The 13,077-nt window shown below is 73.3% G+C and carries 6 protein-coding genes and 1 tRNA gene; 6 read left to right on the top strand and 1 reads right to left on the bottom strand.

Features of this window, described 5'->3' with window-relative positions:
- Nucleotides 1-217 precede the first annotated feature (217 nt).
- The 6 genes from ACWGKQ_RS32385 to ACWGKQ_RS32360 all read left to right on the top strand — a co-directional run bounded on the left by ACWGKQ_RS32385 (nt 218) and on the right by ACWGKQ_RS32360 (nt 11,350).
- Entirely contained in the window at nt 218-1,423 is a 1,206-nt protein-coding gene (locus ACWGKQ_RS32385) for a DNA polymerase III subunit delta' (RefSeq protein WP_453295561.1), read from the top strand.
- 203 nt (nt 1,424-1,626) lie between these two features.
- The gene (locus ACWGKQ_RS32380; protein WP_453295560.1) at nt 1,627-3,243 is read left to right on the top strand and encodes an alpha/beta hydrolase; all 1,617 of its coding nucleotides are present in this window, start codon (nt 1,627-1,629) and stop codon (nt 3,241-3,243) included.
- A 107-nt stretch (nt 3,244-3,350) separates the two neighbouring features.
- Nucleotides 3,351-3,424: transfer RNA gene (locus ACWGKQ_RS32375), tRNA-Thr, on the top strand.
- Between the two features lie 154 nt (nt 3,425-3,578).
- Nucleotides 3,579-6,335: a SpoIIE family protein phosphatase gene (locus ACWGKQ_RS32370; RefSeq protein WP_453295559.1), complete on the top strand. Its 2,757-nt coding sequence runs from the start codon at nt 3,579-3,581 to the stop codon at nt 6,333-6,335.
- A gap of 202 nt (nt 6,336-6,537) precedes the next feature.
- Nucleotides 6,538-7,431 (top strand): glycosyltransferase family 2 protein, encoded by an 894-nt coding sequence (locus ACWGKQ_RS32365; protein WP_453295558.1) that lies wholly within the window; start codon nt 6,538-6,540, stop codon nt 7,429-7,431.
- Nucleotides 7,432-7,807: 376 nt separating this feature from the next.
- Nucleotides 7,808-11,350, top strand: coding sequence for a BTAD domain-containing putative transcriptional regulator (locus tag ACWGKQ_RS32360; protein WP_453295557.1), 3,543 nt, complete (start codon nt 7,808-7,810; stop codon nt 11,348-11,350).
- Between the two features lie 18 nt (nt 11,351-11,368).
- On the opposite strand, the gene ACWGKQ_RS32355 is transcribed toward ACWGKQ_RS32360, so the two are convergent.
- Nucleotides 11,369-13,057: a bifunctional 3'-5' exonuclease/DNA polymerase gene (locus tag ACWGKQ_RS32355; protein WP_453295556.1), complete on the bottom strand. Its 1,689-nt coding sequence runs from the start codon at nt 13,055-13,057 to the stop codon at nt 11,369-11,371.
- Between the last annotated feature and the right edge of the window lie 20 nt (nt 13,058-13,077).

Here is a 13,077-nt window from a genome sequence, read left to right as displayed (position 1 = left end):
GCGGGGGCGGTGCGGGTCGGGGTCCGGCCGGTGCCGCCCCCGTTGCCGTGGGTGGGGTCGCCGCGGGCGGGCGAGGGAACCGGCGGTCCGGTCGCCCGTGGACCTCGTTGTCAGTGGGCACCCGCACAATGGAGTCCGGAGCCAGGAGTCCGGAGTCAGGAGCGCGGAACCGGTGGGCTCCGGGACCGGTACGTATGGCGAAAGGGTGGCGTGACCCATGACCGTGTGGGACGACCTCGTCGGGCAGGAGCGGGTGAGTGAGGTGCTCACCGCCGCCGCCCGGGACGCCGACGCCCTCGTCACCGCCGCCGCGGCCGACCAGCCGCCGCCGGAGTCGTCGAAGATGACGCACGCCTGGCTGTTCACCGGCCCGCCCGGCGCCGGCCGCAACCAGACGGCGCGCGCCTTCGCCGCCGCCCTCCAGTGCGTGAGCCCGGACCGCGCCCTGGGCGGCGCCCCCGGCTGCGGCTTCTGCGACGGCTGCCACACCGCGCTGGTCGGCACTCACGCCGACGTCAACACGGTCGCCGCCGTCGGCGCCGAGATCCTGGTCAAGGACATGCGGGACACGGTCCGCAAGTCGTACACGTCCCCGGCGACCGGCCGCTGGCAGATCATCCTGGTCGAGGACGCGGAGCGGCTGAACGAGAAGTCGGCCAACGCCGTCCTCAAGGCCGTCGAGGAGCCCGCCCCCCGTACGGTCTGGCTGCTCTGCGCCCCCTCACTGGAGGACGTGCTGCCCACGATCCGCTCCCGGTGCCGCCACCTGAACCTGAGCACGCCCTCGGTGGCGGCGGTCGCCGACATGCTCGTCCGGCGTGAGGGCGTCGAGCCCCAGGTGGCGGAGGCCGCCGCCCGCGCCACCCAGGGGCACGTCGACCGGGCCCGCAGGCTGGCCACCGACCCGGCAGCCCGCGAGCGCCGCGCGGCCGTGCTGAAGCTGCCGCTGCGGCTGGACGAGGTGGGTGCCTGCCTGAAGGCCGCCCAGGAGCTGGTGGACGCGGCGGCGGAGGACGCCAAACAGCTCGCCGAGGAGATGGACGGCAAGGAGACCGAGGAGCTGAAGGCGGCGCTCGGCGCGGTCCAGGGCGGGCGGCTGCCGCGCGGTACCGCGGGCGTGATGAAGGACCTGGAGGACATGCAGAAGCGCCGCCGGACCAGGACCCAGCGCGACAGCCTCGACGTCGCCCTCACCGACCTCACCGGCTTCTACCGCGACGTCCTCGCCCTCCAGCTGGGGTCCAGGGTCGCGATCGCCAACGCGGACGCCGAGGACGCCCTGGAGCGACTGTCCCGGGCCGGCTCGCCCGAGGCCACGCTGCGCCGGATCGAGGCGATCGCCGCCTGCCGGGACGCCCTCGACCGCAATGTGGCGCCGCTGCTGGCGGTGGAGGCGATGACGATGGCGCTCAGAGCGGGCTGACGACGCCCGCGGGGCCACCCGGTGCGGGAACGGGTACCAGGCGATCGGGCGCACGGCGGTGCACAGGCGATCAGGCGCCAGGCGCCAGGCGTCCGGCGATCGGGCGCCGGCGGTCGGATGCACGGCGTTGACCGGGGTCACCCGTACGAGCCACAGTCGTCGCGCACCCCACGGAGATCATTTCTCGGCGTTACGCTCGATTGATGCACATCAGGCGAATGCCCCGCCAGGCCCCGATTCGGACCCGGGTCCACCCCCGGACCATGGCGGCCGCCCTGCTCTCGGCCGCCGCCCTGCTCGTCTCCGCGTGCTCCTCCTCGGGAAGCGCGGTGACGTCGACGTCGGCCTCCACGTCGGCCGGCATCGCCCAGCTGGCCGCGCTGCCCCGCTCGACGCCGTCCGCGCTGACGCCGTACTACGACCAGAAGCTCACCTGGCGCGACTGCGGAGTCCCCGGCTTCCAGTGCGCCACGATGAAGGCACCGCTGGACTACGCCGATCCCGGCGCCGGTGACGTCCGGCTGGCCGTCGCCCGGAAGAAGGCGACCGGCAAGGCGAAGCCGCTCGGCTCGCTGCTGGTCAACCCGGGCGGGCCGGGCGGCTCGGCGGTGGACTACCTCCAGCAGTACGCGGGCATCGGGTACCCCGCCGAGGTACGGGCGCGTTACGACATGGTCGCCGTGGATCCGCGCGGAGTCGCCCGCAGCGAGCCCGTCAAGTGCCTGAGCGGGCGGCAGATGGACACGTTCACCGAGACCGACATGACCCCCGACGACCAGAAGGAGACGGACCGGCTGGTCGGGGAGTACAAGACGTTCGCGGAGGCCTGCGGGACGCATTCGGCGCAGCTGCTGCGCCATGTCTCCACCGCCGACTCGGCGCGGGACATGGACATCCTGCGGGCGGTGCTCGGCGACCCGAAGCTGAACTACGTGGGGGCGTCGTACGGCACCTTCCTCGGCGCGACGTACGCGGGCCTGTTCCCGGAGCGGGTCGGCCGGATGGTGCTGGACGGCGCGATGGACCCGTCCCTGTCCGCGCGCGAGCTGAACCTCCAGCAGACGGCCGGGTTCGAGACGGCGTTCCAGTCCTTCGCCAAGGACTGCGCGAAGCGCACCGACTGCCCGCTCGGCGACAAGGGCAGCACGCCGACGCAGATCGCCGACAACCTCAGGACGTTCTTCCAGAAGCTGGACGCGCACCCCGTCCCGACCGGCGACCCGGACGGCCGCAAGCTGACCGAGTCCCTCGGGACGACCGGCGTGATCGCGGCGATGTACGACCAGGCGGAGTGGGAGCAGCTGCGTGACGCCCTGCGCGCGGCGATGAAGGACAACGACGGCGCGGGTCTGCTCGCCCTCTCCGACAGCTACTACGAGCGGGACTCCGACGGCCGCTACTCGAACCTGATGTTCGCCAACGCCGCGGTGAACTGCCTGGACCTACCGCCCGCCTTCACCAGCCCCGAGCAGGTCGAGAAGGCGCTGCCCGAGTTCGAGAAGGCGTCCCCGGTGTTCGGCCCGAACCTGGCGTGGGCGTCGCTGAACTGCGCGTACTGGCCGGTGAAGGCGACGGGGGAGCCGCACCGGATCAAGGCGAAGGGCGCCGCCCCCATCGTCGTGGTCGGCACCACCCGCGACCCGGCGACCCCCTACCCCTGGGCCCAGTCCCTGGCCCGCCAGCTCTCCTCGGCCCGCCTCCTCACCTACGTCGGCGACGGCCACACCGCCTACGGCCGGGGCAGCACCTGCATCGACTCCGCGATCGACAACTACCTCCTCAGCGGCACCCCGCCGACAGCGGGAAAGCGCTGCTCATGACCCCTGCGGCCGACCCCGGCGCCACCGCTCCGGGGCGTGTTCGGAGCACCCCCCGAAACTGTGTAGACTTACCGACGTCGCTGATCGCACCATAGTGCGGGCGACGCGCCGCTTTAGCTCAGATGGCCAGAGCAACGCACTCGTAATGCGTAGGTCTCGGGTTCGAATCCCGAAAGCGGCTCCGTTTGAACCCCGGGTCAGGAATCTGGCCCGGGGTTTTTTCGTTCTCGTTCTCGTGGGTAACTTGGGATGAAAAGTAACGATATAATAAATTATCTGGTACGTGCTGTGCGGAGTGGTCCCGGGCGTCGCCCGGGATCGGGAAGCAGGCCGAAGTGGCGGTCGAGTGGGACGACACCGAAGCTCTGAGCCACGCGCATGACCGCTTCCTCGGCAAGCGTCCGGTGGGCGGCAGGGTCCGTGAGTCGGTACTGCGCTCCTGGCAGCGATCCCAGTCGCGGGGAGTCGCGGCCGATCACATCGATGTCCTCTACCACCGGGATCTGGACTTCGGCGGCCTGCTCGACCAGCTCGCCGGACCGGTCCTGGACGATCTCGCGTCGAAGGTCTCCGGGATCAAGGTCTGCATCGCCCTCTGCGACGAGCAGGCGCGGGTACTGGCGCGCCGCGTCGGCGAACCCTCGCTCAACGGCTTCCTCGACACCATCCAGCTCGCGCCCGGCTTCGGCTTCCCCGAGCCCGGCGTCGGCACCAACGGGATGGGCACCGCGCTCGCGGCCAGGCGCCCGTCGTTCATCTGCGGGCGCGAGCACTACGCCGACATCATGCGCCCCTTCGCCTGCGCCGCCACCCCCATCCGCGACCCGCTCAGCGGGCGGATCCTGGGGGCGCTGGACCTGACCTGCGACCACAAGGACGCCGAGGCGGCCATGCTGGACCTGGTCAGCCAGACGGCGGAGGCCATCGAACAGCGCCTGCTCGGGCAGATCAGGGGCCGTGAACGGGCCCTGCTGCTCTCCTTTCTGCGGGCCCGCCGGCAAGCGGGGGCCGGGTCGGGCCGGTCCGGTGAGCCGGTCTGCACCGGGCTGCTCCCTGATGACCGGCTGGAGCAGCGGGACCGCATCCTCCTGCTGGAGAAAGCGGCCGAAATGATCTCCGCGGGACGCACCTGCCTCACCGAGGCCAGGCTCGCCCACGGCCGTGTCGCCATCCTGCTGAGCCGACCGGTGCACAGCCCCACCGGGATGACCGGGCTGGCGGTGGAGGCCGTACTGCCCGACGGTGCGCTGCGCCGCCTGGACTCCACGGCGAAGAGGTCGGCCGAGACGATCGTCGAACCGGCCGGCAGCTCCGGCGCCCGCGAACCGCCCGCCCCGCAGCCTTGGCCGCCGACCGCCCCGCCGCCTTCGCCGCCGACCGCCACCCGATGGCTGGTCGCGGTGGGCGAGGCGGGCGTGGGGCGGCTCGCGTTGCTGTCCCGGCAGCGTCTGTCGCTGCTCACCGAAGCCGGGTGCCGGATCGGCTCCACTCTCGATGTGACGCGTACCGCCGAGGAGCTGACCGAGGTCGTGGTCCCGAAGTTCGCCGACTTCGCCGCCGTCGATCTGCCCGATGCCGTGCTGGGCGGCGAGGAGCCGCCGGGCCCGGGTGAGGCGACCCGCCGGGTCGCGCTCAGGGGAGTCCGCCCGAACTCGTCGCTGCACCAGGTGGGCACACTGATCACACCTGCCCCGGCCACCCCGCAGGCGACCAGCCTCACCACCGAGGAGTCGATCCTCGAACCGGACCTGAACGCCGCGCCCGGGTGGACCGCCCAGGATCCGGCCCGCGCCGCCCGGATCCGTGAGGCCGGCATCCACTCGCTCATCACCGTGCCGCTGCGCGCCCGGGGCGTCGTCCTCGGCGTGGTCAGCTTCTACCGCTCCGAACAGCCCGGCCCCTTCGAGGAGGACGACCTCTCACTAGCCGAGGAACTCGTCAGCCGCGCGGCCGTCTGCATCGACAACGCCCGCCGCTACACCCGTGAGCACACCACCGCCCTCGCCCTGCAGACCAGCCTGCTGCTCCACGAGGTGCCCGAGCAGAACGCCGTCGAGGTCGCCCACCGCTACCTGCCCGCGCGCGGCGGAGCCAGCGGCGACTGGTTCGACGTCATCCCGCTCTCCGGGGCCCGGGTGGCACTCGTGGTCGGTGACGTGGTCGGCCGCGGAGTACGCGCCTCGGCCACCATGGGGCGGTTGTGCACGGCGGTGCGCAACTTCTCCGATCTCGACCTGCCGACCGACGAGGTCCTCGCCCATCTCGACGACCTGGTCGCACGCCTCGAACTCGAACAGGAGGGCCGGGGACGTGCCGGGGAGGTGATCGCGGGCGCCACCTGCCTGTATGCGGTCTACGACCCGGCCAGCCGGCGCCTCACCATGGCCAACGCCGGGAACCCGGCGCCTGTGCTGGTCCGCCCGGACGGAACCGTGGACTGTCCCGAAGTGCCGACCGGGCCGCCCCTCGGCCTGGGCGGCGGTCCGTTCGAGACCGTCGACGTGGAACTGGACGAAGGCAGTGAGCTGGTGCTCTTCACCAACGGCCTGCGCCGCGACCGCTCCTGGGACGCCGACACCATGCTCACCGCGATGCGCGATGCGCTCGCCGGCCCCGCCCGCACCCCGGAGCAGGTCTGCCGCACACTGCTGGAGACACTCCTCCCCTCCGGTCCCCAGGACGATGTGGCGCTACTGGTCGCCCGCACCCGCGCCCTGGACGGCAAGCAGGTGGCGCGGTGGGACCTGCCGGTCGACCCGGCCGCCGTCTCCGGTCTGCGCTCGGCGGTGACCGGGCAACTCGCCGACTGGGGGCTGGAGGAGCTGGCGTTCGCCACCGAACTGGCCGTCAGCGAGCTGGCCACCAACGCCATCCGCTACGGCGGTCCGCCGATCCAGGTACGACTGCTCCGTGACCGCGCGCTGGTCTGCGAGGTCACCGACGGCAGCAGCACCTCGCCGCGGCTGCGCCGTGCCAAGAGCACCGACGAGGGCGGCCGGGGTCTGTTCCTGGTCGCACAGCTCACCCATCGCTGGGGCACCCGGTACACCGGCGACGGCAAGGTCATATGGGCCGAGCAGCCTTACCCGTGACGCCTCGCCGTGCGGCCCCGGAGCGGTGCCTCCCGCTGCCGTGTCCGGAGCATTCCCGTCCGGTGCGCAAAGAGCGTCCGCGCGCCTCCACGGGACAGGCCCATTTATGGAGTATCGACCTACCTGTGGTGACGTCTTGGTGAACAATGACCATCCTGGGGACAGGTGCGGCTGCCGCCGTCGGCCGGATGGGGTGAGGGGCATGCAGGAGCCGAGGCTCGGGGTCGCCGTGGTGACCATGGGGAACCGTCCCGACGAAGTCGACGCCCTGCTCGAGTCCGTCGCCAAGCAGGACCTCGCCCCCGACCGCATCGTGATCATCGGCAACGGGTGCCGGCTGCCCGAGTTCGCCGGCCGCCTCGACCTGCCCGGCGAGGTCACCACCGTCGAGGTCGAGGACAACCTCGGCTGTCCCGGCGGCCGCAACGTCGCCATCGCCGCCCTGCGCGCGTTCGGCGACGTGGACGTCGTCGTCGAACTCGACGACGACGGAGTGCTCGTCGACGTCGAGGTGTTCCGGCAGGTCCGGGATCTGTTCGCCGCCGAACCCCGCCTCGGCATCGTCGGCTTCCGGATCGCCGACGAACGCGGTGTGACCCAGCGTCGGCACGTGCCGCGCGTCGGCAACGCCGATCCGATGCGCGGGGGTTACGTCACCGGGTTCCTCGGCGGCGGCCATGCCCTGCGCATGGACATGCTCGCCGAAACCGGCGACTGGCCCGCCGAGTTCTTCTTCGCGCACGAGGAGACCGACCTCGCCTGGCGGGCCGCCGACGCCGGCTGGCGGATCCTCTACGCCCCCGAGTTGCTCCTCCAGCACCCGAGGACCTCACCCGCCCGGCATGCCGTCTACTTCCGGGTCACCGCCCGCAACCGGGTCTGGCTGACCCGCCGTCGGCTGCCGTTGCCGCTGATCCCGGTCCACCTGGGCGTCTGGATACTGATCACGCTGCTGCGCACCCGGTCGGGCGGCGGCCTGCGCGCCTGGTTCGCGGGCTTCGTCGAGGGAATACGCGAACCGGCCGGGGAACGCCGACCCATGCGCTGGCGCACGGTCTGGCAACTCACGCGCCTGGGCCGCCCACCCGTCGTCTGACCCGGAGTCCGTTCCGGAGACGGGACGAGGGCCCCGGTCGATCACCTCCGCCGACCGGAACCCTCTCGCGTCCCCGGATCCAGGCCTGCGGCGACACTCCCCCGAGTTACGCGATCTACGCGTGCGCCGTCGGACCCGGTCCGATGCGAAGATCACATCAGTGCTCGCCAACGGATCGCTAACATGTGGCCAGCGGTTCTCCCGGAGGTCGCGAACCGGTTGGCCTGAAGCCGTCGTACGACTCCGGGGGCAGGCCGGAAACCCAGCGGATTCCGGCTCCGACCGGCACAGAGAAGGTGGCGGGAAGTCATCCCCTCCGGGATGGAATTCCGCCAGGACCCAGGACCGGCGGGTACCTCCGCCGTGCGGGAAGGCGATGGGCGGAGTGATGCGGCGGTACGAGCTGCGGTTCGGACTGCTGGGACCTCCGGTCCTCTACGACGCGTCCGGCGTACGCCCCATCGGCAGCCCCAAGGTGCGCGCACTGCTTGCCGCGCTGCTGCTGGAGGCCGGGCGGGTGGTCTCCGTCGAGTCGCTCAGGGAGGCGCTGTGGGACGGGGCGCCCCCGGTGTCGGCGCGTGCCTCGCTGCACAACCACGTCGCCCGGCTGCGCCGTCTCCTCGACGACCCGGAACGGCTGCGGGCCGTACCGCCCGGATATCTGCTGCGTGTCGACGACGGTGAACTGGACGTCGACGTGTTCGACGCCCGGGTGGCCCAGGCGCGCGCGGCGCACGGCCGGCGGGAGTGGGCGCCGGTGCTGCGCGCCTGCGCCGAGGCGCTCGCGCTTTGGCGCGGCAGCCCGCTCGGCGGCCTCCCCGCGGAATTCGGCGGCTTCGCCTTCGTGCAGCGCCTGGAGGAGGCCCGGCTGCTTCTGCTGGAGTGGTACTACGACGCGGAGCTCGCCCTCGGCGGGTCCCGACTGGGCGGGGTCGTACCGGAATTGGCGGCACTCGTCGCGCAGCATCCGCTCCGCGAGGCCTACCACCGCCAGCTGATGCTCGCCCTCCACCGCACCGGCCGCCAGGCCGAGGCCCTCGCCGTCCACCGCGACCTGCGCAACCGCCTGAGAGACGAACTGGGCATCGAACCGGGCCCGTCGGTACGCCGGGCCCATGTGGAGGTGCTGCGGGGGAGCGGTGCGGTGGGGGAGGGACTGCCGGGGGAGGGGGCGCCGTCCGAAGGCGTGTCCGGCGGAGGGGCCTCGGACGAGGGTGCGCCGGACGAAGGTGCCGGGGGCGGGGCGGGTGCGGGCCGGTGGGGGCTGGCCGCGCAGTTCCCCGCGCCCCTGAGGGGCGCGTCAACGAGCCGTCGGCCGAAAGCCGAAGGCACCGATGAACGAGCGGAGTCCGCCGGAGTCATGGCCGGACCCGCCACCCCTGCATCTACGCGCGACAACTCCCCGTCCCCCCGCCCCGCCCAACTCCCCCCACCTCCAGCACACTTCACCGGCCGCATCACCGCCGCCGAACAGCTGACCCGAGCCCTGGCTCCCCCACCCCCGCCCCACTCCACCGCCCGCGAGGAGTCGGCCAGCGCTCTCACTCCGCCGCTCCCGTCCCGCTCCGTCGACCGCACCGCCGCCTGCGAGGAGTCGGCCAGCGCTCTCACTCCGCCGCCCCCGGCCCACCTCACCGACCGCACCACCACCCGCGAGGGACTGACCCCCGCCCCCACCGATCCCCATCCCCCCGCAGCCGCCGACGGTGATTTCGCCCCACAGGGGCCACCCGCACCCGACTACGAAACTGTCATGGGTGGTGCGGGTGGGAAGACAACACACGCCGAAGGCGAAGCCGAGGCCAAGGTCACTCTCACCCCCGCCGTCACCGTCATCAGCGGCATGGCCGGCGTCGGCAAGAGCGCCCTCGCGCTCCACGTCGCCCACCACCTGCGGGACCGTTTCCCCGACGGCCAGCTCTACGTCAACCTGCACGGCGCCACCCCCGGCATGCCCCCGCTCGCCCCCGGCCAGGCCCTCGCCGCGCTGCTGAGAGACCTCGGCGCCGACCCCCGGCACATCCCAGAACACCCCGACGCCGCCACCGCGTTGCTGCGTTCCCTGCTCGCCCCCACCCGCACCCTGCTGCTCCTCGACGACGCCGCGAACGCCGCCCAGGTACGGCCGCTGCTCCCCGGCGGCCCCGGCTGCGCCGTGATCGTCACCAGCCGTTCGCCGCTCACTGCGCTCGACGGTGCCCACCGCTTCCCGCTCGGGCCGCTGACCGGCGAGGACAGCGCCGCGCTGCTGCGCGCGGTCAGCGGGCGGGACGAGATCGACGCCGGTCACCCCCTGGTCGGCCTCACCGGCCGGCTCCCGCTGGCCCTCCGCGTCGTGGCCGCCCGGCTGGCCGCCCGCCGCGCCCTCACCCCCGAGGCACTGGCCGGTCAACTCGCCGCCAACGAGGACAGGTTGCGGCACCTCGAATACGACGACCTGAGCGTCCGGCGCTCCCTCGCCGTCGCCCATGACGCCCTCGCCGCCTCCGACCGCGCCCCCGACCGCGACGCCGCCCTCGTCCTGCCCCACCTCGGCGCCCTCGACCTGCCCACCTACGGCGCCCCCCTGATCGCCCGGCTCACCGGCACCGACGAGCGCCGTGCCGAGGCCGCCCTGGACCGCCTGGTCGACGTGGCCCTCCTGGAGGAGACCGCGTACGGCCGCTACACCCCGCACGACCTGGTGCGGGACTTCGCCCGCGAGCTGGCCGGAGGGGCCGGCGGCACCGATCGCACCGAGGCCGCCCTCACCGCCCTGCGCTGGTTCGCCGCCGTCGCCGACCGCGCCCTGGTCGCGATCCTCGAACCCGGACTCGACCAGGGCGACCGCCGCCGTCCCACCACCGCCCAGCCTCCCGAACACCAGCCGTACGCCGCCGCTCTGCCGGCGTTCGAGCACGCCGAGCACGCCTTCGCCTGGGGCGACATGGAGCTGGAGAACATCGTCGCCCTGGTGGCGCGGTACGCCGACACCGCCGACACACGGATCAGCGCCTACCTCTCCACGCTCGTCCGGCTCCTCTACCCCTACGTCCTGCGCAGCGGCCGGGTCGCCGAGATGGAGGTGCTCGGCACCGCCGCCCTGGCCGCCGCCCGGCGCCTCGGCGACGAACCCGCCGAGGCCTACGCCCTGGGCGACCTCGCGGGCCTGCGCTTCCTGACCGGCCGCCAGCGGGAGGCCCTCGCCCTGACCGACGGGGCGCTGGCCCTGTGGCGGCGGCTGGGCGAGGCGTCCTGGATCCGGCGCGGCCTGAACAACCGGGGGCTGCTCCTCGAGGGGCTCGGCCGGTACGACGAGTCGGGCGAGGCACTGCGGCAGAGCCTGGACTACTCCCGGCAGCTGAACGACCCCTACGGCGAGGCCGTCACCCACAGCCACCTCGGCAACCTCCACGAGCACACCGACCCGCGCGCAGCCATCGAGCAGCACCGGCGCTCACTGGCCATCGGGGATGCGATCGGCGCCGTCATCCTGCAGCACTCGGCGCACTGCAACATCGGCTACGCCCACCTGAGCCTCGGCGAACCGGCGGCCGCCGCCGCGCACTTCGAGGAGAGCCTGCGCATCCTCGGCGGCCACGGCGACTGGCACGGCGAGTCCCAGACCCGGCTCGGCCTGGTCCGTGCGCTGCGCGCCCTCGGCCGTACCGAACGCGCCCACCGCGAGTGCGCCGAACTCCTGCACCGCGCCGACGCCCGCGCCGACCGCTACAGCGGCGGTCTCGCCCGCCACCAGCTCGGTCTGCTCCTGCGCGAGCAGGGGCGGGCCGGCGAGGCGTACGGCGTCTGGCGCGAGGCCCTCACCGCCCTGGACGGCACGGACGAGCCGGACGTCCTCGCCGAGCTGCGCGACCTGCTGGCACCCGGTGACCGAACCGACCGAACCGACCGAACCGACCGATCCGACCGGCCCGACTGATGTGCCTGATCCGGCTGTTCACTTCGCGTCGGCATAGCACTCCACCACCGCCGTCGTGAACGGGAACCGCACCGGCGTCTGCCCGAACGTCAGCCGTCCCGCCAGGTCGGCCGCCTCCCGTATCGCCGCCACGACCGTCTCGGTCTCCTTCTCGGGACAGTGCACGATCACCTCGTCGTGCTGGAAGAAGACCAGCTCGGCCGCCATGTCCGCGCAGGTCCGGCGCAGTGCCGCGAGCATCAGCAGGGCCCAGTCGGCGGCGCTGCCCTGGACCACGAAGTTGCGCGCGAAACGGCCCCGGGCCCGGGAATTGGTGGAGGCGTACCCCGGCACCCAGCCCTCGGCCGCCTGCTCCTCCGGCTCCTCCTGGGGCATCCCCGCCTCCTCCGTGCCGTCGCCCGCGCCGGTCGCCGGCGGACAGGTCCGGCCCAGCCAGGTGCGCACCAGCCGGCCCTCCTCGCCCGCCCGCGCCGCCTCGTCGACGTAGGCCACCGCCTTGGGGAACCGGCGGCGCAGCGCGGCCAGGTTCTTCAGGCCGTCGCCGGAGGTCTGGCCGTAGACCGCGCCGAGGACGGCGAGCTTGGCCTGCGCGCGGTCGCCGGAGAAGGCGCGGTCGGAGACGGACTGGTAGAGGTCGGTCTCCCGCCCGGCGACCTCCATCAGCCCGGGGTCGCGGGAGATCGCCGCCAGTACGCGCGGTTCCATCTGGTCGGCGTCGGCCACGACCAGTCGCCAGCCGGGGTCGGCGACCGCGGCCCGCCGGATCACCTTGGGGATCTGGAGGGCGCCCCCGCCGTTGGTCACCCAGCGCCCGGTGACCGTACCGCCCGCGTGGAACTCGGGCCGGAACCGGCCGTCGCGCACCCAGTCCTGGAGCCAGCTCCAGCCGTGCGCCACCCAGATCCGGTACAGCTTCTTGTATTCGAGGAGCGGTTCCACGGCCGGGTGGTCGATGCCCGACAGCTCCCAGCGGCGGGTCGACTTCACCTTGATCCCGGCCTGGGCGAAGGCCTTGACCACATCGGCCGGGAGGTCAGGGCGCACCCGCCTGCCGAACGCGGCCGACACCTCGTCGGCCAGCTCGGCCAGCCGGCGCGGCTCGCCGCCGCCCGCGTACCGCTCGCCGAGCAGTTCGCGCAGCACCTCGCGGTGCACCTCGGCGCTCCAGGGCAGGCCCGCGCGGTTCATCTCGGCGGCGACCAGCATCCCCGCCGACTCGGCGGCGGTCAGCAGCCGCATCCGGTCCGGGTGCTCGGCCCGGTCGTGCCGGCGCTGCTGCTCGGCGTAGACCGCGAGCAACTCGTCGAGCGTCAGGCGGGCGGTGCCCTGCGGCTCGAACAGCGGGGACTGCGCGCCCGGTTCGGCCGCGCGCGGCGGCGGGTCGGGCGGTACGGGGCCGCCGCGGAGGCGGGCCAGGGCGGCGGCGGCCGAGTGCGGCTCGCCGGACCGTCCCTCGTGGCCCAGCAGAAGTGTCTCGGCGTCCTCGATGTCGTAGCACCGCTCGACTCGCACCCCCGTGGCGAGCAGACGCGGGTAGACCTCGGCGGTCGACCGCCACACCCAGCGTGTTACCTCCGGGCGGCCCCTGACCGCCCCGGCGAGATCGGGCTCCCGCCGCACCGGCCCGGCGGGCAGCCCGTCCGGGCCGAGGGGGGCGACGTCCACGCCACCGTCCTCGGCCGGAGCGAGAGCCCACCGGTCGGTCATGCTGCGAGTCTGGCACCCGC

The organism is Streptomyces sp. NPDC054770 (assembly GCF_053611985.1).
Note: the sequence above shows the minus strand (reverse complement) of the source record. Positions and strands in the feature narration are given on the sequence as shown.

Coding starts and splice junctions, on each gene's coding strand:
- ACWGKQ_RS32385 (WP_453295561.1), top strand. CDS start 218: ATGACCGTGTGGGACGACCTCGTCGGGCAGGAGCGGGTGAGTGAGGTG.
- ACWGKQ_RS32380 (WP_453295560.1), top strand. CDS start 1,627: ATGCACATCAGGCGAATGCCCCGCCAGGCCCCGATTCGGACCCGGGTC.
- ACWGKQ_RS32365 (WP_453295558.1), top strand. CDS start 6,538: ATGCAGGAGCCGAGGCTCGGGGTCGCCGTGGTGACCATGGGGAACCGT.
- ACWGKQ_RS32360 (WP_453295557.1), top strand. CDS start 7,808: ATGGGCGGAGTGATGCGGCGGTACGAGCTGCGGTTCGGACTGCTGGGA.
- ACWGKQ_RS32355 (WP_453295556.1), bottom strand. CDS start 13,057: ATGACCGACCGGTGGGCTCTCGCTCCGGCCGAGGACGGTGGCGTGGAC.